Origin of the sequence: Vibrio sp. VPAP30, from assembly GCF_001188205.1 — a bacterium.
Lineage (GTDB): Bacteria > Pseudomonadota > Gammaproteobacteria > Enterobacterales > Vibrionaceae > Vibrio > Vibrio bivalvicida.
This window is the reverse complement of record NZ_LBLS01000043.1, coordinates 155813-178906: the sequence shown is the minus strand read 5'-3', so window position 1 is coordinate 178906 and position 23094 is coordinate 155813. Positions and strand designations below refer to the sequence as shown.

The window sequence follows — 23094 nt, the reverse complement described above, 5'->3', positions numbered from 1 at the left end:
GCGCGCTTTGCCAACCAAAGCGCGTAAGATCATTAATTTTAGTTGTTCTGTTTAGTATCATTACTGGTTTTTCTTTGAGCTCACTGGAGCTCATTTTCGTTTGTGTATTGCTGAAGTCTGGTATTTAAGATGATTAACGTAGCGCTTGTAGATGACCATGTCATTGTCCGTTCTGGATTTGCTCAATTATTGAGTTTAGAAACAGACATGAAGGTTGTTGGTGAATTTAGCTCAGTAGCAGAAGCTCGTAATGGCTTACCTGCCTGCAAGCCAAATGTTGTCATTCTCGATATCTCGATGGCAGACGAAAGTGGGCTTACCCTACTAAGCGAAATTCCCTCAGGCATTGCTTGTGTCATGCTAAGCGTACACGACTCACCAGCAATGGTAGAAAAAGCGCTCAAGCTTGGTGCTAAAGGTTACTTGAGCAAACGCTGCGGTCCCGATGAGTTGATTCAAGCGGTCAGAACCAGCGCTGCGGGTGGTTGTTACCTTACACCTGATATCGCTTTGAAACTAGCGACTCCTAGCGACAAAGCCGAAACACTCACTCAGCTCACACGCCGAGAAAGTGAAGTATGTCAATTGCTTGCTCGTGGCTTAGATGTCAAATCTGTCGCCACCGAACTTGGGTTAAGCCATAAAACGGTACATGTCCATCGAGCAAATGCTTTAGACAAGCTTGGTGTAAAGAACAACGTCGAGTTGGCAAAATTGTTCACCCAAGAGTCATTTTAATGCGTAGCTACACCATTACCTCCATTTGTGGCTTTTTCATGACCGCCTGCGCATGGTTTTGCTTGTGGGTTATCGCCTACTATTTTGTTAATGATGCAGAGCTGGCTATTTTGCTGTTCCCATTTGCTTTACGTTTAGGAATCACACTACACACGCGAACTAAGTACTGGGCGATTGTATACCTTGCCGAATGGGGATTGACAGTTGCACTGGCGCTATTGCTTGAGCAGCCTCAGTGGCTGATGGTGCTCGTCGCCAGTGTTTTGAGTATCCCTGTCGTTTACTTAGCTAAAAAATATTACCACGGTGATCAAAACCAGCACCTAGCTGTGATGGCGGTGTTAATCCTTGTCACATCGTGCATTAACGTTATATCGGTAGGCTTTCATGTTCAGTCTGTTTATATGCTGTGGCTGGCAAGTATTGCTGGTGGCTTAATGATCTTGCCGATGTGTTACCTGCTTTGGAACTATCTATTTCAAAGTCCTTGGTCACCACTGACGTCTAACCTGTTAGCCAATAATATTGAGTTCAAAGTCCGCCATATTGTGCTTTACACCGTGCTCTTAATTGCCAGTATTTTAATTCAAACCAGTTTGCCCGATGAGCTTAAACGCTTTGCTCCTTTCTGTATGGCCATTCCTATCATTGTTCTGGCTCTGCGTTACGGTTGGCAAGGTGCATTCCTAGCGACCATGTTAAACAGTATCGCCCTTATCGCTGCTCGCAGTGGCGTATCTAACTTAGAAATAACGGATCTGCTTTTATCTCTCTCGGCGCAAACCCTGACTGGAATCATGCTTGGTTTAGCTGTGCAAAAACAGAAAGACCTTAATCACAAATTGCGGGGGGAGTTGTCTCGTAATCAGACCTTGTCTCGCCAACTGATTCAAGCAGAAGAGTCGGTACGAAAAGATATCGCCAGAGAACTTCATGACGAAATCGGCCAGAACATTACCGCAATTCGAACACAAGCAAGCATCATTAAGCGCATTGATAACGCAGAAATGAATACTCGCTGTGCGAATACGATTGAAAACCTTTCTCTCAATGTCTATGACACGACTAAAAACCTGCTCAGCAAACTAAGACCAAAAATGCTTGATGACTTAGATCTCAAAGAATCCGTGCAGCAACTGACTCGTGAGATGGAGTTCGACAACCACGGCACACGAGTGGTACTTGATTGGAATGGTGACTATGAATCATTAAGTGACACGCTCAAAGTTACTCTGTTTCGCCTATGCAAGGAAACACTCAATAACGCCGCTAAATACGCCAACGCTACATCCATCATTATCGAGCTATATATCGATGAGCAGCTATCGCTCAACATTGCAGACAATGGTGTCGGCTTTAAAACCGAAGAGTGTATGAAAGGAATGGGCATACGTGGTATGCAAGAGCGCGTTCATGCATTGGGGGGAAAGATGTTTATCTATTCTCTTAACGATCATGTAGAAGGCACACAAATTGCCTTCACCCTACCTAAGGTATAACGGGCATGTTTGGCTTATTTCAATCTCCACGCTATACGCAAGCACCGCTTAGCAAAATTGAAGTCGATGGGCGTTATCGATACTGGCGACTGCACATCATGCTTGGCATGTATTTGGGCTACGCCGGATTTTACTTTACGCGCAAAACCTTTAACTATGCCGCACCTGCGATGATAGTCGACCTTGGCTTAGACAAAGGTGACATCGGCTTAATTGGCACGCTTTTCTACATTACTTACGGTTTGTCTAAGTTTATTTCCGGCACCATATCCGATCGCTCTAACCCTCGTTTCTTTATGGGTGTCGGTCTTATTGCATCCGGCTTGATCAACATTGCATTTGGCTTTTCAAGTTCATTGGTGGCCTTGGCCGCACTGTGGGTTATAAATGCCTGGTTTCAGGGGTGGGGGTGGCCATCATGCTCTAAGCTCCTCACCACCTGGTATTCACGTTCTGAACGCGGCTTTCTATGGGCTATTTGGAATACGGCCCACAACGTCGGCGGGGCGCTGATTCCTTTGCTCGTTGGCTTTATCACCCTTCACTATAGCTGGCGTGAAGGCTTTATCATTCCTGGTGTTATTGGCGTAATTCTCGGCGTGATTGTCTGTTGGCGCTTAAGAGATAAACCAACCACACAAGGCCTGCCGACCGTTGGTCAATGGCGAAATGATGCTCTGGAGCTGGCCCAGGAGAATCATGGTCAGGGGTTAAGCTATCGAGAAATCCTCAAACTTTATGTCTTTAATAACAAATACATCTGGTTACTCGCCTTTAGTTACGTATTGGTTTACATCGTTCGCACTGCGATTAACGATTGGGGAAACCTATACTTAACAGAGCAACACCATTACAGCCTGATCAATGCCAACGCCGCGTTGTCTATGTTCGAAATTGGCGGTTTTGTTGGTTCTCTTGTCGCTGGTTGGGGGTCAGATAAATTGTTTGGCGGAAATCGCGGCCCTATGAACCTTCTGTTTGCTGCGGGTATTTTTCTGTCTGTTGCCGCCTTGTGGCTGATGCCCTTGACCAACTTCGCCTTCCAAGCTGCGGGGCTCTTCTCTATTGGCTTCTTTGTATTTGGCCCACAAATGTTGATTGGTATGGCCGCGGCGGAGTGCTCCCATAAAGACTCGGCGGGCGCTGCTACCGGTTTTGTCGGTTTATTTGCCTACATGGGGGCAGCACTGTCTGGCTACCCACTAGCGTTAATTCTTGAACAGTATAACTGGACTGGATTCTTTATCACTATCTCGGTATGTGCTGCTGTTATTGGCTTACTGCTGCTGCCATTTCTCCAAGCACAACCTTCACGCAAACCTCTCGCTCCCAAACTTCGATTGTAGAAACTGCTGCTCTACACACTCTAGGGTGAGCTAACCCCTCACCCGCCTAACCTCCACTTTTTGCTTCCGATTCAGTTCGGAGGGTTTTCTACGGGTAAAATTTATGAATTTGAACACTATTTCATCGAAAAACTTCTTCAAAATGGATAACAAAATCCAAAACTATGATTGGGGAAGTCGTACTGCTATCCAAGATCTGTTTGGCTTTGCCAACTCAGAACAACACCCACAAGCGGAAATCTGGATGGGCACTCACCCAAATGGTTGCTCCATGATTCAAGAAGAAAATTCGACCGTGTCTTTGTCTGATTTAATCAAAAATCATCAAATAGCTTGCTTGTCTCAAGCTACCGCTGAAGTCTATGGAGACTTACCTTTCTTATTCAAAATTCTTGCTGCCGATAAAGCCCTATCGATCCAGGTTCATCCAAATAAACAAGATGCGGAGCAAGGTTACGCCAACGAACAAAAGCTTGGTGTCCCTCTCGATGCTTTTAATCGCAACTACAAAGATGCCAACCACAAACCCGAACTGGTTTACGCATTAACCGACTACCAAGCAATGAACGGTTTCCGCCCATTTGATGAGATCATTGCAGCTTTTCAGCAGTGTGAAATTCCTGAAATTAGTGAGTATTTGGAGCAATTTAAGCGTAATCCCAATCAAGTTGGTCTGAGTACGTTCTTTGTCGAGTTGCTTTCGATGCGAAAAGAGCGGAAAAACAATGCACTGAGCCACCTATTGAGCTGCGCAGCGACAAATCAAGCAGACCCTATTTATGAGTTAATTTTTGATCTTTCATTGCAGTACCCTAATGATGTCGGCTTGTTTGCGCCACTGCTGCTTAATGTCGTGACTCTAAAACCAGGCGAAGCTATGTTCCTAAGCGCAAGAACACCTCATGCCTATATCAAAGGAACTGGGCTAGAAATTATGGCAAACTCAGACAACGTGCTGCGCGCAGGCCTAACACCGAAACACATCGACATAGAAGAGTTGGTTAAATGCACGGATTTTGTGCCTAAACCAATAAACACTCTGCTCACACAAGCTAAAGTAAATGGCTGTGAGCACAATTTCCCTGTACCAGTACACGACTTTCAGTTCTCTATTTATCAAGCGCCTCAGCAACAAGTTCAAATGTCGAGTGCCGAAATTCTAATGCCAATTGATGGTGACTTAACATTACATGCAGAAACGGGTGAACAGTTAACTTTAACCAAAGGCCAGTCAGCTTTCATTCCCGCTTACGTTGGCCGTTACACCATCTGTAGTGAAGGTCGTGTGGCTCGAGCTTTTAATGCCTAGACACTAGTGGTAGACAGGGTTTACTCGTTTAAAAATTCACCATGAGTGGCTCACTGTATTTACTAAACTACACGTTAAAAGGCGCTTATCTTTATAGATAGGCGTTTTTTGTTTCGACAAAATTCACCACTTGGCGCCACTACCTAGTGACAGTTCTCCTCCTCTTTGCCCGTGACTCACACTTTGATTGCCACTAGCTACATCCAAACAACCAGCGAAAACTTACACATCAAAACATTAGATAACTAACCAAGAAAGCAGATGGATACGATCGTTTTTGCGTCAAATTTGCAGTCAGTCACACTTAAGGTTATAGTTGCGTCGCAAAAATTACTTTGAACTCAAAACAAATGGAGGGCGGTTTTAGTGTTTTTCTTGAAAAAGTTAAGCACACTATAAAAACGTAAACCTTGTATTTATGGAAAATGCATTAAAAAAATACAGTATCGAAACCACCGATTATCAAGTTGGGCAAGACAACGTACAAAAGTGGGGCTTCGATATCCACAATCCAGTATTTGGGATTAGCGCTGGTCTTGTGATCCTATGCCTTCTTTCTCTTCTTATTGTTGAACCTGCGACTGCACGCGATGCACTGAACGGTTTAAGAAACGGCATCATCGCTCAATTTGATTCCTTCTTTATGTGGTCCACTAACTTCTTTATTCTGTTTGCTATAGCACTTTTGCTCTCACCATTAGGCAAGATTCGTATTGGTGGTAAAAGCGCTAAAGCTGAACATTCGACCGTTTCATGGTTATCCATGCTGTTTGCCGCAGGTATGGGAATTGGGCTACTTTTCTGGAGCGTTGCTGAGCCAACCGCCTACTTTACCGACTGGTATGGTATGCCGCTAAACGCCGAGGCTTATAGCGAACAAGCAAAGTCTCTTGCGATGGGTGCTACCATGTTCCACTGGGGCATTCATGGCTGGGCTATTTATGCGATAGTAGCTTTATCTTTAGCCTTCTTCGCCTTTAACAAAGGACTACCGCTTTCTCTACGCTCTGCTTTCTACCCACTATTTGGTGATAGAGCGTGGGGCTGGTTAGGCCATGTCATTGATATTCTAGCTGTTCTTTCAACCCTATTTGGTTTAGCGACCTCTTTAGGCTTAGGTGCACAACAAGCAACCAGCGGCATCAATCATGTATTTGGTCTTAATGGCGGTATTGGCATGCAGATGATTGTTATCACCTTCGTGACCTTTATCGCGGTGCTATCAGTTGTTCGCGGTATTGATGGTGGCGTCAAGCTGCTGAGTAACATAAATATGCTGATCGCATTTGCTCTATTGGCATTTGTGATTTTCATTAGCTTTGATACCGCAATGCTATCACTGTGGGATACCACACTCGCTTATGCGCAAAACATCATTCCGCTAAGTACCCCTCATGGTCGAGAAGACATCGACTGGATGCACGGCTGGACTGTATTCTACTGGGCTTGGTGGGTATCTTGGTCGCCATTTGTAGGCATGTTTATCGCGCGAGTGTCGAAAGGCCGAACGGTGCGTGAATTCCTGTTTGCTGTGATCATTATTCCAACCGTTGTGACTCTTGTCTGGATGTCGGTATTTGGTGGTATTGCGTTAGACCAAGTCGTCAATAATGTTGGTGAGCTTGGCGCAAACGGCTTAACTGATATCTCACTGACGTTGTTCCATGTCTATGATGCACTACCATACAGCTCGATTATTTCAGTACTTTCTATTGTATTGATCTTGGTATTTTTTATTACTTCATCGGATTCTGGCTCCCTAGTCATCGACAGTATCACCGCTGGTGGCAAAATTGATGCACCTGTCCCACAACGTATCTTCTGGGCATGTATCGAAGGCTCGATTGCAGCGGTTATGCTTTGGATTGGTGGTAAAGAGGCATTGCAAGCGCTTCAATCTGGGGTTGTTGCAACAGGTCTTCCTTTCACTCTTGTCCTACTCGTAATGTGTGTCAGCCTGATCAAAGGCTTGCGCTCAGAGCTACCGGCTTATCAGTCCTCGACTCGACAAGTAACTGCCTAACTCTAAGCGAGACAAACTCAATGGGCGCTATTTCTAGCGCCCTTTTTTATGTTTCTCAATCGATCACCTCTTCCACTACTGCGTATACTAAATTTATTGTTTTAGAGGAGGCAGCAATCAATGAGTAAACGGCCTATCAATATCATCGCACTCGATCATATTGTGCTGCGAACTAGCCAGATCAATAACATGCTGCATTTTTATCAAGACATTCTTGGCTGTGTGATTGAACGAGAAAAACTCGATATTGGGCTTACTCAACTAAGAGCAGGTAGCGCATTAATTGACATCGTGACAGTCGATAGTGAACTAGGCCGAATGGGGGGGAAAGCGCCACAGCAAAATGGCAGAAACGTTGACCACTTCTGTCTGCAGGTGACAGCCTTCAATGAAAATGAGCTCATTGAATACTTACATCAAAATAAGATACAGACACCAAACTTCACAGAGCGATATGGCGCGCAAGGTTACGGACGTTCACTCTATATCCAAGATCCGGAAGGGAATACGGTAGAGCTGAAACCGTACAATGAAAACCCTGATTTTGTCCGCCAAGATATAACTTAATATAAAAAGAGCTAGCACCTTTGCTAGCTCTAAGACTCTTAAATTGATACGGAGACTACTTTTTACGGATCTCTGCAATGTTACTGTAGCCAGAAACCTCTGATCCTTTGATCGCTTTGACACGGTAGCCATAATTGCCATTCGGTAAGCTGCCAAACTCAGTATCTGTAAATGAGGTGGTTCCGGTGTGATTAGACTCGATCACAACAAAATTGAACTGTCCCTTACGTTTCAACCCTCGCTCAATAACAAAGCTGTCAGCGTTAGCATTATCCACCCAACTTAAGCTTGTGCTATTACCTCCGCCCGAGACCTGCAAGTTACTCGGTGCTGGCAAAGTGCCAGGTTCTGGTTCCGAGGAAGAATCGACCGTTACTCTAATTGTCTCTGAGGTGGCTTGGTCGACAGCGTTTTCAACCGTAATACGGTATCTGTAATCGCCTGTGTCTGGCACGGTATCAACGTAATTCGTCGAGTCTGGCCCAAGGGTAGCAACACGCTCAAAGCTTATTCTGCCTCGACGTTTAACCCCTCGCTCAACGAAGTAACCCGTTTCGCTGAGGCTGTTGTCTTGCCAAGTCAGTGAGACATCCAAACCATCGACCGTCGCGGATAGATTAGTTGGGGCAACAAGCACTGATGAATCAACCACAGAGACAGTAACATTGGTGCTATTTGGTGCTCCTGCATTATCAGTAACCGTCAAGGTGACTGTGTAGTTACCTGCCGCACCATAAGCATATTCAACATTGGCCGATGAACTAGAGTCGCCATTGTCGAAATCCCAAGCGTAACTGACGATCGAGCCATCAGAGTCTGATGAATTTGATCCGACGAAGAAAATGCTTTCACCAATATCATAACTTGGCTGAGGATTGGTGATCTCTATAACGGGAGTCGGCAATTCATTGGTAACCTGAATCGTGGTTACTTCTGCGTCAGACAATCCATCATTGTCTGTCACCGTCAAGCTGACTTGAAAACTCCCCGCTTGCTGATAGGTATGGTCGACAATCGCACTGTTCGACGTTGTCCCATCGCCAAAGTCCCATTGATATGAAACGATAGTCCCGTCAGGATCACTTGAATTGGTACCATCAAAGTTAACCGAGGTACCAAAAGGCACGGAATTGTCACTCACAACAATGACCGCTACAGGAGATTGAGTATTACCCAAATTCTGCGCGAAAGTTACGGCAGCAAAAGCATCAACCAAACCATGGCCAAACACATTATCATCTCCCGCTGCGCCTATATCGACCGCGGTAGAGAACAGGCCATTTTCGATTTCATCTGGTGTAATCGCCGGATTAGCCGCAACCATTAATGCCGCAATACCTGCAGTCAGAGGCGACGAAAAGGACGTACCGCTATAGTAAACGTATTGATTATTAGGGTAAGTAGTAGCGATCTCTACCCCAGGAGCCGTAATATCAACGTACGCCCCCCAACTGGAAAAGCTTGCTCTGTTATCATTGCGATCCGTTGCGCCGACACCAACTAAGCTAGTGTAATCAGGGTATGTTGGGTGCTCTTGACCGCTGTTGCCCGCCGACATAAACAATAGGCCATTTCTAGCTCTCAAATACTGCGCCGCAGCATCGATCGTTGAGTACTGGATACCACCATAGCTGAGGTTGACCACACGAGCATTATTGTCAGCAGCATACTCAATACAGGTTGCCATGGTCGAGATATAGGCCGAGCTGTTTTGATCACTGATCGCAATTCGAACAGGAATAATATCAACATCCCAGTTCGCGCCCGCTACCCCTGTCGCATTATTACCCACAGCGCCTAACGTACCAGCACTCCCGGTACCATGTCCGTTGGCATCAAAAATATAGTTGGACCCATCATGGGCGTTGAAAGCTAAATCGGTACGTAGATTTGGGCCTAAATCAGGATGATTTACATCAAAACCCGTATCACAGACTCCGACCAACACTGAGCTATTACCCGTGGTGAGATCCCACGCTTGGCGGCTATTTACGTTAGTGTGATGCCACTGATTACCAAACAGTGGGTCGTTGGGTTGTAGCGTCGGTTCCATCGCATAATCGGGTTCGGCGAACTCTACATAGCCACTTTTATCTAAAATCTTAGCAATGGCTTTTTCGCGGCCGTGGTGCTCAAACGTCGCAATCACAATTTGACTGCCTTCTAATGTCCGCTCTGAGACTAAGCCGTTACTTTTCAGCAAAGCATTGAGGCCTTTTAGATCACTCGGTGATGCATTGGCACTAATTTTATAAATTACTGTTCCAGGTCTTAGTGGTTCGGTATCGTTGTTTTGCGCAAAGCTAGGCGATGCGAACAAAAAAACCAACACAATAAGCAACTGATTTAATTTCAAGTCCATGAATTTCACTCGACGCATAACGCCCCTCCAATGCATCCAACTGGCCACTAATAACAGTTTGGTCAATAAGTGCTAGTATGTAAAATTCCCGATAAACGTCAGTCTAATTTCAATGCTCCCCTGATTTCTCATCTAGCCAGCTGAGCTTTTTATAAGCCAAATGAAATCAGAGAGATAAATCTGCGATACAGTGAAGAGAGACGAATGTAGTCGATTAGACTCAATCTAAGCAAAAGGTTTAGAGGTACTAGCGCACACCTGTTCTTAAACGCCATTTATCATGGGTTTACAAAACAAAAACTGACGAGAAACTTCTTAGCTGTATAAATATGAACTTTTTATGACAGTTTAATAACCACATGGAACATAGCATTGTTTAACTTTAGCGTTTAGCTATATTAATGGCTCTGATGTCGCAGATTGTTGCTGCTCAATCTTGTCGCAAATATAGTTACCTATTGGGATAGAAGAGGTCGCTGCAGGTGAAGGGGCATTGCACACATGCAAGCTACGCGGGCTTTGTGCAAACAGAAAATCGTGTACTAGCATGCCATCTTTTAGCACAGCCTGAGCTCTAACCCCCGCAGGATAGGGTTCAAGATCTTCAACTCGAATTTTTGGGCAGTATTTATTCACCAATTTTAAATAGCCTGCTTTCCACCAAGAGTTTTTCGTCTCAATTAACCCCGTTTTTAGATGCTTAGCGGTCACTTTCCAGAAACCACTGAACGAGAGCATTTCGCACACATCGCGAAAACTAAAGTTAATGTGTGAATAACCTTCCCTTTTCCATCCTTGCACCGCATTCGGTCCAACTGTGACACTGCCATCAATCATACGTGTTAGGTGAACACCAAGAAAAGGTAAATCAGGATCAGGAATTGGGTAAATTAGATGGTTGACGATCTTGTTGTACTTAGGCGCAAGGCGGTAATATTCACCACGATAAGGAATGATCTGAAAATCGGTTTGTAGCCCCATCATCTTGGTCATGCGATCGGCCATTAACCCCGAGCAGACCACAAGGAACTGACCTCGGATTGATTGCGCCTGACCGTCACTGACAACCGAAACCTCAACCCTATCTGAGTACTCTTGCAAATCCACCACTGCTGTTCCAAGACGCACCTGCCCACCCGCTTGGCGGAACTCTTGTGCCATCGCCTCCGTGACTTGGCGATAATCCACAATACTGGTGGCAGAAACGGCAATTGCGCCTAGCCCAACTATGTTAGGTTCGCGCCTTTTAAGTTCTTGCAGATCTATCAGTTCAACCTCAATGCCATTTTTCTGGCAACGAGTATACAGCGCCTGCATGCGTTCGACTTCAATCGGGCTTGTTGCAACCAGCAATTTGCCGCAGTTCTCGACCTTGATATTATGCTTGCTGCAGAAGTCGATAGTGGCTGTAACTCCGGCCTTACAAAACTCCGCTTTCAAACTTCCCGGTGCATAGTAGACACCTGCGTGAATCACACCGCTGTTGTGCCCGGTTTGGTGAGATGAGAGTTGCTGCTCTTTTTCTAGCAAGAGAATGGACTTGTCCGGATAACGATTTTGCAATTGCCAAGCCGTCGATACACCGACAATCCCACCACCTATCACAATGTAATCGTAACTCTGATCCACTCTATTGCTCCTTGTCTCTATACCACTCCAAACCACCAATATTAATCGTGACCTTAAACGATTGAAAGATCGACTGATATAGAAAAATATTATCGATAGATACAATTCATACTTAATTAAACGTCGAAACTTTGTGAAACATGGTTAAAATAGCGCGCTTAGATTTTTAACCCTACTGGTTGTTTGAGGAAAAGACATTGAACACGCAACACCTTTTGGCAAGTGACAGCAAAGATATCGAACAAGCTAAAGACATTCTCGCATCTGGCGAGCTTGTTGCGATTCCGACAGAAACCGTTTATGGCCTTGCTGCAGATGCATCAAATCCAGAAGCAGTGAAAAAGATCTTTGCCGCCAAAGGTAGACCAGCGAATCACCCACTGATCGTTCATATTGGAGAGGTCGAGCAGTTGTCTGAGTGGGCAAAAGACATTCCTCAACAAGCCTATACCATTGCCAATGCCTATTGGCCTGGACCTGTGACTTTACTACTCAACAAAGCAGACCAAGCGACACCAGTGGTAACCGGTGGTTTAGACACCATAGGTATTCGTATGCCGGCTCATGAAGTGTTTGCTACTTTGCTGAAGTCTTCAGGCATGGCCGTTGCGGCGCCTTCTGCCAATCCATATAAAAAGCTTAGCCCGACGTCAGCACAGCACGTACTCAACTCATTGGGTGGAAAAATTGCCGCAGTGCTTGATGGTGGAGACTGCACTCATGGCTTAGAGTCAACCATCATTGACCTAACCCAAAAACCTTTCCGTATTCTACGCAGCGGCCCGGTGACAGCAGCGCAACTATCAGAAACGCTAGGCGAAGAAGTGCTGTCACCAAAGGCACACACCGTTGCCGTTCCGGGAAATGTGACTAGCCACTACCAACCTAATACCAGAGTGCGTTTGGTTGACCTTGCTGAGATTGAAAACGCTGAAGGGAGTAACATTGCCTGCCTGCATATTTCCGCCATTGAAATCCAAAGCTTTAAGTCGAAGCAAATGCCATCAGATGTGGCTGACTATTCTCACGACCTTTATCGCGCTTTAGATGAGGCAGATAAATGGGGCTGTGAAGAGATCTGGGTTGAACGTCCACCTATCTCAGACGAGTGGTTGGCTGTTCATGATCGATTAAGTCGAGCACAGTCAAAGCTTTAAGCACAGGCCTAAACAGAAAAACACCCCATCGCGAGATGGGGTGTTTTGTTATTGAGAATATAAACTTCGAATCGGTTCTGGTTCGACATAATCGATAAATTTACTGGAAGTAAGCTTATCGACTTGATCCTGACTGCCCGACACCACCAGCACATGCTGGCTGTCTAAGGTATCAACCACTTCCAGCTGATAGGATTGAAGAAGCTCGCGAGTCTGCTGCTCTGCGCCTTTATGATACTTAACAAAGAACCGGGGGGCTTGAGCCTCTGCTTCTGCCTGCCTTTCGTCAACAGGTGGAAACGCTGGGTTATCAGCATAGCTCCAAGTCGTCACCGCACTCGTTAGTACCGCCGCCAGAGCGCAACCATAAAACACTTGCTTCTTCATATTCATCCCTTACTGAAATGTCAGTGACCAGCTATTGATCGTACCTGTGTCTTGGCGCGCACTATCTACTGCTTTCAGTTTCCAGTTACCTTTTGACTCAAAGCCAGTGAAGTTCCCTTGGAAACTGGTACGAATGTCATTTGCTGAACCACCCGTATTTTCATGCAATACCACTTGGCCACCAGTTGGTGAAGTCAGGGTTACTTTCAGGTCACCCACATAGCTATGGCTGATATCAACCGCAACCGTTACTGTACCAGAATCGCCGCTGCGCAGTACATCAATCTCGCTTGTTGCGCCTAATGTACTGTTGTCTGGAATGGCGATAGCATTAGTGTTGCTGTAGCTCGAAGGCGTTTGACCACCATTATCAGAACCATTGTGCGTAGCAGTTAGAGAAGCCCCCGAATAAGCAGAGTAACCGTCAATCAATACTTGGTATGTTCCCGCTTGGGTTACATCCAAAGTGCAAGATTCGTTGTTACCGCTTTCCCAAGAACGACAGTCGTAAGTTTTGTTTGTTGGCGTACCATCAAATCGCACGTACATATCTGCATCACCGCTACCACCAGTCAGCTTGAATGTCGCTTTTGTTGCGCTGGCAGGAACTTCAAATGTGTAAACCGTACCCGACTTGCTCGCTCCAGATAGCGCACCTTTCGCCACACCATTTTCTAGAACCGTGCTGGTGTCAATAGGGCCATTACAGCCTACATCTAGGTATGTTTTCGCGGCATCAGCATTGATCAAACCATGACCAGTACGATCGTCGCGTCCTGCAGCATCGATATCTGTCGCACTTGCGTTTAGTGCTTTACGCACTTGCGCTGCTGTACAGGTTGGGTGGTAACTCCACACTAAACCTGCAACACCTGCTACGTGTGGCGTTGCCATTGATGTACCGTTGTAGTACTCGTAGTCTTTACCCGTTTCCGTTGACACAGTGACAGTATCGCCTACTTTACCCGCTAGCTCTAAACCAAATGCTCGGTCAACCGTAACAGAAACCATGCGGTAGCTGTCGTTATCATCGAGTACAAATGGGTTCTGCAAACCAGGTAAATCTTGATTACTGTATACAACCGCGGCTTTAGCACCCGCATCAGAACACGCTTTCACCGCGTTGATTTCAGGGCGAACACCCGTTCTTTGGTTTTCAATACGCTCAGTCAGACAGATCTTGTCTGTCATATCGCCACAGTTGTAGCTGCCAGAAGAGATGTCACACGCAGCAAGAGGTGCGGTGAACGATCCAGCCACAGGCGCTGACTCGTAACTGCCTGAAGTTTTGATTTTACGGTTATGCGGAACAACGCCACGATCAAAGCTGGTCGCACCATTAATAGTGATATCAGACAGCACACCCTCACCCACAGTCACAGTTGAAAGTACCGCTACACCTGGTGCTGCGATATCGACTTGATCCGTTGCTTGAGAGAACGCTGCGTGGTCACTGTTAGTATCGACCGCCGCTACAGACATTACCGCATCATAAGACGCTGGGTAGCTGTGCGCTGTGTTGCCAGAGTTACCTGCGGCTGCGATAAGTAGTACACCTTTATCATACAGATCTTGCATTGCATTTTGTTCGGTAACACTTGAACGGCTACCACCTAGGCTCATATTGACGACGTTAGCGCCATTATCCGCACAGGTTTGAATCGCTTTCACTAAGCTTGATGAATAACCCCAACCAGATTCGTTAAACACCTTCACGATGTGCAAGTTTACATTCTGGTTCGGCATAACACCTTTAACACCTTCGGTGTTGGCAATCGCCGCGATCGTACCAGCAACGTGTGTACCGTGAGCATTGTTGTTACCCGGTGAACTCCAAGAGCCCGTACCGCTATCATTAGTACCATTCACACGGTTACCACTTAGATCATTGTGATTAATGTCGTAACCAGAGTCGATAATACATACCGTGCGATTGCCTGCATTTGAGTCGCTAAGAAGCTGCGCATTCACCGCATTAAAGCCCCACGGAGTAGTTTCACTTAGCAGGTAGCGCGGCGGATCGACCTCTACGTATTCTACTTGTGAATTAGTACGCAAAGAAGAAAGCTCGTTATCATCCATCTCAACACTGTAGATAGGCTCAGAACCTAGCTTTTCAACCTTGCGAGCTTTTACTTGCTGTAGCACCGACTCACGAACTTCACTTGGCGCCATCACTGGTTCGCCAGCTCGAGTAAACGGCATGGGTGCATCTTGCTTAAATTTAACAATGTATTTGGTTGGTAAATCAGCCTCGTTGAATCCCATTGATGGCGAAGCGTTCGCCACTGAGATTCCGGCCATAGCCACTGCGATAGTTGAAAGGGCGAATAACCCTTTGGTTTTACTTGTTATGTTGTGCATCTGCTCTATTCCTTATTGAGCTATTTTTATTCACTTTTTACTCATGAATCATCATTCTTAGTGATAACTCACAAGCAACCTAGCATTAAAGGATGATTATAAAACCGCCAACAATTTATAAAGTTAATGCTCTATTTTACGCTCAGGCTCACCAAATACACCTAAAAGGTGAACACTCAATAGATTATTTATTTCCTTATAAAGCAATCACTTAATAACACGCCGCATGCAAATTCTCATATTTAACAGGTCATAACCCCTAGCCCAATGGGTAGCCTCACCCCACTTCAAAGCCTCTCAGGTTTATAAACTAAAGCACTAGATAACAGGCACTTGACTAAAACCTCATATATCAGTGAAACAAGTTGAGATAACAAGACTTGGGTATGCAATTAAAGAGATATGAATTAGCTTAGTAACGTCAGGGATCGACTCGGTGTACAAAACAATGAAAATAGTCACTCACATAATTGTCTCAACTCTTTTGCTGTTCATGGCCTTTGCCACCAGTGCAGAGGAGGTATTTCCATTATCACCCCCTGATACCAGCACACCTAAAGCCACATTCGATAGTTTTAATCGTTTGGTCTCTACTGCTAACCACCAACTATCTCAATTACCAGAGTTACCAACAGAACAACGCGAAGCGACCAAGCAATCTGTCTATGCCTTGTTCAACAAAGCGGTACAGTGCTTTGATTTTTCGCAACAACCAAAATCTGAATACCCTAGAATCTCACTTGAATCAGTGATGTTAATGAAAGAGATTCTCGATCGTATTCCAGCTTTCGATCCCTCCATCATTCCCGACTCTAATCAGGTACAACAATGGACTGTGCCCAATACTCAACTTGTCATTACAAAACAGCCCAACGGTCAATTTCTTTTTTCTGCTCAAACGGTCGACAGCTTACATAGCAACTATCAGCTCATTAAACATCTGCCTAATCGGGATGGCACAGAAAAAGACTTCTATCGCTATTTCTCCCTTTCTGCAGGTAAGTTAGTCCCTCCCGCTTGGTTTGCATGGATTGAAGACCTGCCCCCCGTGTTTATGCTAGAACTGGCTGAACAGGCCGTGTGGCAGTGGTTAGGATTAGTAACGTTATCAATCTTGCTCTGTATGTATAGCGTTTGGGTTTACCGCTCTAACAGGCTAACGCTTTTACGCCCTTTGTTAATGGCAGTCGGTTTAGGCTTGTTTATCGCTATCAGCAACCACCAGCTTAATCTCACTGGGCAATTAATGTCTGTCGTGTCGATATGTGGTGAGTTGGTTATCTGGCTGCTAATCGCACAAGCTGCCTACTTACTTGGCTACAAAACATGTTCTGCTATGGCTAAAACCACAGACGCCTCTAACCTGCGCCAGAGCATTACTCAGATTATCGGGACACTTGTTGGCTCTGCGCTAGCGGTAAGCATTTTCGGTTACGGACTGAGCCGGATCGGCGTACCTGTCTATGGCATTGTCACTGGCCTGAGTTTAGGCGGTATGGCAATTGCGCTCGCTATTCGGCCAACAATGGAAAACCTAATTGGTGGTGTGATTCTGTTCTTAGACAAGTCACTCTCGGTGGGTGATTACTGCCAAATGGGTAAAGTGTCAGGAGTGGTGGAACGGATTGGTGTGCGCTCTACCCGCATTCGCGCCAAAGACAGAACTCAAATCACCATAGCCAATGGTGATTTAGTCAAAATGGAGATCATTAACTACAGTCGCCGTGACCGATATCCGTTTAAAGCAGAAATCGCACTGCGCTTTGGTACCCCAACCACCGTAGTTACAAAGATTACCCACGAGATTGAAACCATGCTTGTCGCTCATCCAGACACTCTGGATTCCCCCGTTCGGGTCCATTTCTCAACATTCGATAACTATCGCATCAACTTAGAGATTCTCGCTCACCTAGATACCACCAACCGCGAGCGTTTCCTGGAGCTGCAACAAGAACTTCTGTTTAGCATCGAGCGTATCATCAAACAAAACAACGCCGAGTTCGCCATCCCAATCCAAGCTACGATTTTGCAAATGGCGAGTGGCAAGCAAGAGTCGATTAATACAGAGAAGTTAGATAATTATTCGGTTTCATGAGACCTGATAATGATCTCACTACTCACCCGCTACCAGTACCTACATCAAGTACTTTATTATTTGGCAAAGACCAGTAAGGCTGCCATGAACAATGCACATAATCATCAGAAATGCTGTTATATTGAGCGCACAGTTGTTCCGCATTTTGCTTGTAAAAAGAATAACTTGAAGACATAGCCTTGCTACCGAAGTGGAACTTACTGCATAGTAATTGGCTTTATAATTGATTACCCCCCAAGAGCCAGCAAAACTTGTTGCAATTTAGTTAAATAGAATTAAAACTCTAACTGTGTAAACCAGATTGACCACATACCTGTGGATTGGATAACGGAAGGAGCGCGTTTTGTTAAGTATTCTTCGCCTTGTATTGGCTGCTATTTATATTGTGTTTATGACCCTCTTCGCTATGGTTTATTGCCTGTTTAGCCCAAGGAACCCAAGGCACGTGTATTTCTTTTGCCGTTGGTTTAACCAGCTACACAAATTGGTTGGTTTAAAGTTGATTCAACGCGGTCTAGAGCGAGCGCCTACGCCGAAAAACAGTGTCTATATTTCTAACCACCAAAGCGTGTATGACTTTGTTACCTCACCGGGAATGCTAAGACCACGTACCGTTTCATTAGGTAAAAAAGAACTGCTTTGGGTACCATTTTTTGGTCAACTGTATTGGATCACTGGCAATATTTTGATTAACCGCCAAGATAAGTCCAAAGCTCGCGATACGATTAAGCAAGTTGCGGAAGCCATCCACCAACGCGATCTGTCCGTTTGGGCTTACCCGGAAGGTACCCGCAGCAAAGGGAGAGGACTGCTACCGTTCAAAACCGGTGCCTTTCGTATGGCAATTGAAGCCGGCGTACCAATCACACCTATGGTGGTGAGCACCACGCATAACAAGATTGACCTTAACCGCCGCAACAATGGTGTGGTAATCACTGAAATGCTTGAGCCAATTGATACCACCAATTACAGCCTGAGTGATGCCCGCGCTCTTGCAGAGCATTGTCATCAGTTAATGGAAGCTAAAATCGCTGAGCTGGATAAAGAAGTGGCGGCTCTCGAAGCGCAGCATAGCTTTAGCGTAAACACGCAAGATAATACGCTCAAAGAGTAACTCAGTCGCAGATAAACCACTGAGTACTCTATAACTTACTGCCAAAGGTGTTCAATCCTCGCAAATTTGAGTGGGTTAGTTGTCGTAAAATAGCTTTGTCGGCACAGTCAGCTTGAAAGGTTGCGAGGAATTAACATGAAAATCATTCACCATGGCGGCAAACAAACCATTACTGGCTCTTGCCATGAGCTCAGATCAGAGGCTCAAGCAATTCTTATCGACTGCGGGCTGTTTCAAGGCGCCGATGCTCGGCCTTTGGATATTGAATTTGAAACCTCTCACTTGACCGCGATTGTCATTACCCATGCCCATATTGACCACATAGGTCGACTGCCATGGTTACTCGCAACTGGCTACAACCAACCTATTTACTGCACCACCGCAACAGCCGAGCTGATCCCGTTAATGCTCGAAGATAGCCTAAAGCTACAACTCGGTTTAGACCGTAAACAAACCGAGCGAGTGTTAAACAAGGTACGTCGCCTGATTAAGCCTTGGACTACAATTGTTGGCATTGCCTCGACAAGATTAACCCCCTTGGTTCGATGACGATACGTTTTCAACCAGCGGGGCATATACTCGGCTCTGCCTTTGTCGAAGTACGCTTAGCCAATCAAGAGGTGGTGGTCTTTTCTGGCGATTTAGGCCCAAGCAATACCCCTCTTCTGCCCGATCCGAGATCACCCGAACGTGCCGACTATCTGTTGATTGAAACCACCTATGGTGATAAGAATCACGACGATATAAAAACTCGAGCAGAAAGACTGAAAGCCATCATAGAACGCTCTCTTGAAGATGGAGGAGCGATCTTGATTCCTGCGTTTAGTGTTGGGCGCACTCAGGAATTATTGTTCGATATTGAGCAGCTCATCCACCACCAACAAATAGATGTTTCTATCCCTATAATTCTCGACTCGCCAATGGCTCAGCGTGTCACTCGTTCCTATCGCCATTTCAAACAGTTGTGGGGGCAAGAAGCCAAACAACGATTAGAACTGCACCGTCACCCATTGGCTTTTGAGCAATGCATTACGGTCGAAGATCATCGGACCCACCAGCGTTTGGTCAATCGTCTGCAATCGACCCAAGAGCCCGCAATAGTGGTCGCCGCTTCTGGTATGTGTCAGGGGGGGCGTATTATGGACTACCTCAAAGCGCTGCTGCCGCTAGAGAACACCGATATACTTTTGGCAGGTTACCAAGCGCAAGGGACATTGGGTCGAGAAATACAAACAGGCGCAATGGAAGTAGAAATTGATGGTGAAGAGATAGAGGTTAAAGCGCAAGTTCATACCATGTCGGGCTACTCTGCCCATGCTGATAAACACGATCTTCTGCGCTTTATCAATGGCATTGCCGACAAACCGAAACAGGTTCACTTAATTCATGGCGAGCCCGAAACTCAGGACAAGTTTGCTCGTGAGCTTCACGATCTTGGTTATCACGTTAACCAATAGTTTGACATCAATAATCGTAATCGAAACCACAAATACTATTCGCCACTGCGCTCATATCTTTTCAGTTAAAGAGACGCTATTCTGAACAAGTGTTTCTCGCTGGAATTCTCTATGGACATATTCATACTGGTGGGGCTTATCACCCTTAATGGCCTGTTCGCCATGTCAGAACTGGCGCTTGTGGCTGCGAAGTCGAGCCGATTAAAAGCGCTCGCTCAAACTCAGTCTTCAGCGCAGCTCGCTCTTGAGCTAAAAAACAACCCAACCCGCTTTTTATCAACCATCCAAATTGGTATTACCGCGATTGGTATTTTGAGTGGTATTTTCGGTGAAGCAACCCTCTCTACACCTTTTGCTCTGTGGCTTACACGACAAGGACTTGATGCCGAATTGGCTTCTATCGTCGCAACCGCAAGCGTCGTTGTGTTAATCACTTACTTCGCGATTGTGGTTGGTGAGCTGGTGCCTAAACGTTTTGCTCAGCGTAATGCCGAGAGAATTGCCATTATTGTCGCCTATCCTATTCATTGGCTGGCAATAGTGACCACACCCTTTGTGTTATTGCTGAGCACATCAACCGATGCACTTCTCAAACTGTTTCGCCAACAAGGTGATGATAGCGAGCAAGTCACAGAGGAAGATATCTTTGCGGTAGTGAGTGAAGGTTCAGAATCGGGGGCGATTGAGCCTCAAGAGCAGCAGATGATCCGTAATATTCTGCATTTGAATGATCGCCTAGTGACCTCTTTGATGACCCCGCGCTGCGATATGGATTACCTCGACATCGAGCAGCCGATAGAGTCATGCCTAGTGCAAATACGTCATACTCAGCATTCGGTTTGGCCAGTCTGTCATGGAAGCTTAGACAATATCATCGGCACAATTTCATCTAAGGTGCTGCTCGACCAATATGAGTCACTTTCGATTGAAAAAATCGCTCGCTTGGTCAGAAAGCCACTTTACTTCCCTGAGTCAATGAAAGGCTTACCTTTGCTCAATCAAATGCAGCAAAACAACTGTGAGATGGCTTTTATCGTCGATGAATATGGAGACATCCAAGGATTGGTGACGCACTACGATATTCTAGAATCTGTCGCCGGAGAGTTAGGCTTGGCCCCACAGCACACTTGGGCGAGACAACATCAAGATGGTAGCTGGTGGATGGATGCTCTGATCCCACTAAGTGAGCTAAAACGCCGTTTAAATATCAGCGTCATTGAGGGGGAAACAAGTGAAGGCTTCCAAACCCTCAATGGCTTTCTAACCTGGCTAATCGGCCGAGTCCCTGCAGAAAGTGAAGTGATTGCTTATCAAGAATGGCAGTTTGAGATTCTAAAAGTACAGAACAACCGAATATTGCAGGTTCGGGTGAGTTTAAGAACGGAAAGAGATTAGAAACGAGAAACGAGAAACGAGAAACGAGAAACGAGAAACGAGAAACGAGAAACGAGAAACGAGAAACGAGAAACGAGACAATTCTATAGGCTGACGTACAACGTCAACCTTTAGTGCTTTCATCTCGGAGCGTAGCGTTCTATAGGACGCAGTCCGTTCTCGTTTCTCGCAGGGCGAAGCCCGTTCTCTCTAGGCCCTAAGCGCCTGCTCCAAGTCAGCAAGAATATCATCGATATGTTCGATACCTACGGATAAACGAATCATCTCAGGTGATACTCCTGCTTGTTTCTGCTCCGCTTCACTTAACTGGCGGTGTGTGGTCGAGGCTGGGTGACAAGCCAGTGATTTCGCATCACCAATGTTGACCAAACGTTTAAAGATCTGCAGCGCATCATAGAAACGAACACCTGCGTTGTAACCCTCTTTTAGACCGAAAGACAAAATCGCAGATGGTTTACCCTTCATGTACTTTTCTGCCAGTGGGTAAAACTCAGAGCTTGGCAAACCTGCGTAGCTCACCCAACTGACTTTGTCGTGCTGCTGTAAGTACTCGGCAACTTTCATTGCGTTCTCAGTATGACGCTCCATTCGCAGAGATAATGTCTCTAGCCCTTGCATTAGCATAAAGGCATTCATTGGAGATAAGGCTGAACCCGTATTACGCAGTGGCACAGTACGCGCACGACCAATAAACGCTGCTTCACCGAAAGCTTCTGTATAAACTACACCGTGGTACGACGGCTCCGGTTGATTAAACACAGGAAAACGGTCTTTATGCTGTGCCCACGGAAATTTGCCAGAGTCGATAATAATACCGCCTAACGTGGTGCCATGACCGCCAACGTATTTGGTTAGCGAGTGCAGCACAATATCGGCACCAAACTCAATGGGCTTACAAAGCGCAGGCGTTGCAACGGTATTATCAACAATAACCGGAACACCTTGAGCATGAGCAAGCTCGGCCACTCGCTCCAAATCAATGATGTTACCAGCAGGGTTACCAATACTTTCGCAGTACACTGCTTTGGTATTTTCATCGATCAACTCGGCAAGGCTCTCGGGCTTATCATCTTTAGCGAATTTCACGTTAATCCCTTGGCTTGGCAACATGTGCGCAAACAAGGTATAGGTGCCACCGTATAGCTGAGGCGTCGAAACGATATTATCGCCTGTCTGAGCCAGTGTCAGGATCGCATAGTTGATTGCCGCGCTACCCGCACTCACAACAAGACCGGCAATCCCGCCTTCCAAAGCTGCCATGCGTTTTTCCAACACGTCATTAGTTGGATTCATGATGCGCGTATAAATATTGCCCGGGACTTCTAAGTTAAACAAATCGGCGCCATGCTGAGCATTGTCAAACTCATAAGCGACCGTTTGATAGATTGGTGTCGCAACTGATTTTGTGGTTGGGTCGGTTTCATAACCAAAGTGGATCGAGAGCGTTTCGTCTTTCATGTGCCTTCCTTGCGTGATTAACGTAAATTTTGTGTATTGTCATATCAGTAATCAGCATTAACTTGTTCATTATTTACGCAAATATGTGGATTCATTCACATTCAGAGTCGCCTTACTTTTAATATTGCCTTGTGTGCTAAGGTTAAGCTTTGGTCAAGATCATCTGGATAGACCATTTAATTGCATAGCTTCAT

Annotated in this window: 16 protein-coding genes and 1 pseudogene; 11 read left to right on the top strand and 6 right to left on the bottom strand. The window is 45.7% G+C overall.

Annotated features, from left to right (window positions below):
• Positions 1 to 129: 129 nt before the first annotated feature.
• The 6 genes from uhpA to ZX61_RS21065 all read left to right on the top strand — a co-directional run bounded on the left by uhpA (position 130) and on the right by ZX61_RS21065 (position 7482).
• On the top strand, positions 130 to 738 hold the full coding sequence (uhpA, locus tag ZX61_RS21090) for a transcriptional regulator UhpA (protein ID WP_049846552.1): 609 nt from the start codon (positions 130 to 132) through the stop codon (positions 736 to 738).
• A complete protein-coding gene (gene uhpB, locus ZX61_RS21085; protein WP_049846551.1) occupies positions 738 to 2237 on the top strand; it encodes a signal transduction histidine-protein kinase/phosphatase UhpB in 1500 nt (499 codons plus the stop codon). The genes uhpA and uhpB overlap by 1 nt, the downstream gene beginning before the upstream one ends.
• Positions 2238 to 2242: 5 nt before the next feature.
• Positions 2243 to 3583 carry an MFS transporter gene (locus ZX61_RS21080; protein WP_049846550.1) on the top strand — a complete coding sequence of 447 codons (1341 nt, stop codon included), beginning with the start codon at positions 2243 to 2245 and terminating at the stop codon, positions 3581 to 3583.
• Between the two features lie 103 nt (positions 3584 to 3686).
• Positions 3687 to 4892, top strand: coding sequence for a mannose-6-phosphate isomerase, class I (manA, locus tag ZX61_RS21075; RefSeq protein ID WP_049846549.1), 1206 nt, complete (start codon positions 3687 to 3689; stop codon positions 4890 to 4892).
• Positions 4893 to 5310: 418 nt separating this feature from the next.
• Complete coding sequence (locus ZX61_RS21070; RefSeq protein WP_049846548.1) at positions 5311 to 6915, top strand: BCCT family transporter; 1605 nt, start codon at positions 5311 to 5313, stop codon at positions 6913 to 6915.
• A gap of 120 nt (positions 6916 to 7035) precedes the next feature.
• On the top strand, positions 7036 to 7482 hold the full coding sequence (locus ZX61_RS21065; protein WP_049846547.1) for a VOC family protein: 447 nt from the start codon (positions 7036 to 7038) through the stop codon (positions 7480 to 7482).
• A 55-nt stretch (positions 7483 to 7537) separates the two neighbouring features.
• Here ZX61_RS21065 and ZX61_RS21060 read toward each other — a convergent pair whose 3' ends face one another.
• Together ZX61_RS21060 and lhgO are read right to left on the bottom strand one after the other, a co-directional pair.
• A complete protein-coding gene (locus ZX61_RS21060) occupies positions 7538 to 9862 on the bottom strand; it encodes a S8 family serine peptidase (protein ID WP_049846546.1) in 2325 nt (774 codons plus the stop codon).
• Between the two features lie 375 nt (positions 9863 to 10237).
• Positions 10238 to 11473, bottom strand: coding sequence for an L-2-hydroxyglutarate oxidase (lhgO, locus tag ZX61_RS21055; RefSeq protein ID WP_049846545.1), 1236 nt, complete (start codon positions 11471 to 11473; stop codon positions 10238 to 10240).
• Positions 11474 to 11670: 197 nt separating this feature from the next.
• On the opposite strand from lhgO, the gene ZX61_RS21050 reads away from it, so the two are divergent.
• Positions 11671 to 12630, top strand: a complete 960-nt coding sequence (locus ZX61_RS21050) for an L-threonylcarbamoyladenylate synthase (protein ID WP_049846544.1) — start codon at positions 11671 to 11673, stop codon at positions 12628 to 12630.
• A 48-nt stretch (positions 12631 to 12678) separates the two neighbouring features.
• Here ZX61_RS21050 and ZX61_RS21045 read toward each other — a convergent pair whose 3' ends face one another.
• Both ZX61_RS21045 and ZX61_RS21040 read right to left on the bottom strand, forming a co-directional pair.
• Positions 12679 to 13017: a hypothetical protein gene (locus ZX61_RS21045; protein WP_049846543.1), complete on the bottom strand. Its 339-nt coding sequence runs from the start codon at positions 13015 to 13017 to the stop codon at positions 12679 to 12681.
• Positions 13018 to 13026: 9 nt separating this feature from the next.
• Positions 13027 to 15381 carry a S8 family serine peptidase gene (locus tag ZX61_RS21040; RefSeq protein WP_049846542.1) on the bottom strand — a complete coding sequence of 785 codons (2355 nt, stop codon included), beginning with the start codon at positions 15379 to 15381 and terminating at the stop codon, positions 13027 to 13029.
• A gap of 448 nt (positions 15382 to 15829) precedes the next feature.
• On the opposite strand from ZX61_RS21040, the gene ZX61_RS21035 reads away from it, so the two are divergent.
• Positions 15830 to 17476 carry a mechanosensitive ion channel family protein gene (locus tag ZX61_RS21035; protein WP_049846995.1) on the top strand — a complete coding sequence of 549 codons (1647 nt, stop codon included), beginning with the start codon at positions 15830 to 15832 and terminating at the stop codon, positions 17474 to 17476.
• Between the two features lie 22 nt (positions 17477 to 17498).
• Here the strand turns inward: ZX61_RS21035 and ZX61_RS24265 are convergent, their stop codons facing one another.
• Positions 17499 to 17651 (bottom strand): hypothetical protein, encoded by a 153-nt coding sequence (locus tag ZX61_RS24265; RefSeq protein ID WP_160316789.1) that lies wholly within the window; start codon positions 17649 to 17651, stop codon positions 17499 to 17501.
• A 168-nt stretch (positions 17652 to 17819) separates the two neighbouring features.
• Here ZX61_RS24265 and ZX61_RS21030 point away from each other — a divergent pair, with 168 nt between their 5' ends.
• The 3 genes and pseudogenes from ZX61_RS21030 to ZX61_RS21020 all read left to right on the top strand — a co-directional run bounded on the left by ZX61_RS21030 (position 17820) and on the right by ZX61_RS21020 (position 21442).
• Complete coding sequence (locus ZX61_RS21030; RefSeq protein ID WP_049846541.1) at positions 17820 to 18590, top strand: 1-acylglycerol-3-phosphate O-acyltransferase; 771 nt, start codon at positions 17820 to 17822, stop codon at positions 18588 to 18590.
• 135 nt (positions 18591 to 18725) lie between these two features.
• Positions 18726 to 20047 (top strand): annotated as a pseudogene (locus ZX61_RS21025) (MBL fold metallo-hydrolase RNA specificity domain-containing protein).
• 111 nt (positions 20048 to 20158) lie between these two features.
• A complete protein-coding gene (locus ZX61_RS21020) occupies positions 20159 to 21442 on the top strand; it encodes a hemolysin family protein (protein ID WP_049846540.1) in 1284 nt (427 codons plus the stop codon).
• 189 nt (positions 21443 to 21631) lie between these two features.
• Here ZX61_RS21020 and ZX61_RS21015 read toward each other — a convergent pair whose 3' ends face one another.
• On the bottom strand, positions 21632 to 22900 hold the full coding sequence (locus ZX61_RS21015) for an O-acetylhomoserine aminocarboxypropyltransferase/cysteine synthase family protein (protein WP_049846539.1): 1269 nt from the start codon (positions 22898 to 22900) through the stop codon (positions 21632 to 21634).
• Positions 22901 to 23094: the final 194 nt, after the last annotated feature.

Excerpts from the sequence above, each read along its gene's own strand:
- uhpA (WP_049846552.1), top strand. The coding sequence starts at position 130 with ATGATTAACGTAGCGCTTGTAGATGACCATGTCATTGTCCGTTCTGGA.
- uhpB (WP_049846551.1), top strand. The coding sequence starts at position 738 with ATGCGTAGCTACACCATTACCTCCATTTGTGGCTTTTTCATGACCGCC.
- ZX61_RS21080 (WP_049846550.1), top strand. The coding sequence starts at position 2,243 with ATGTTTGGCTTATTTCAATCTCCACGCTATACGCAAGCACCGCTTAGC.
- manA (WP_049846549.1), top strand. The coding sequence starts at position 3,687 with ATGAATTTGAACACTATTTCATCGAAAAACTTCTTCAAAATGGATAAC.
- ZX61_RS21070 (WP_049846548.1), top strand. The coding sequence starts at position 5,311 with ATGGAAAATGCATTAAAAAAATACAGTATCGAAACCACCGATTATCAA.
- ZX61_RS21065 (WP_049846547.1), top strand. The coding sequence starts at position 7,036 with ATGAGTAAACGGCCTATCAATATCATCGCACTCGATCATATTGTGCTG.
- ZX61_RS21060 (WP_049846546.1), bottom strand. The coding sequence starts at position 9,862 with ATGCGTCGAGTGAAATTCATGGACTTGAAATTAAATCAGTTGCTTATT.
- ZX61_RS21045 (WP_049846543.1), bottom strand. The coding sequence starts at position 13,017 with ATGAAGAAGCAAGTGTTTTATGGTTGCGCTCTGGCGGCGGTACTAACG.
- ZX61_RS21040 (WP_049846542.1), bottom strand. The coding sequence starts at position 15,381 with ATGCACAACATAACAAGTAAAACCAAAGGGTTATTCGCCCTTTCAACT.
- ZX61_RS21035 (WP_049846995.1), top strand. The coding sequence starts at position 15,830 with ATGAAAATAGTCACTCACATAATTGTCTCAACTCTTTTGCTGTTCATG.
- ZX61_RS24265 (WP_160316789.1), bottom strand. The coding sequence starts at position 17,651 with ATGTCTTCAAGTTATTCTTTTTACAAGCAAAATGCGGAACAACTGTGC.
- ZX61_RS21020 (WP_049846540.1), top strand. The coding sequence starts at position 20,159 with ATGGACATATTCATACTGGTGGGGCTTATCACCCTTAATGGCCTGTTC.
- ZX61_RS21015 (WP_049846539.1), bottom strand. The coding sequence starts at position 22,900 with ATGAAAGACGAAACGCTCTCGATCCACTTTGGTTATGAAACCGACCCA.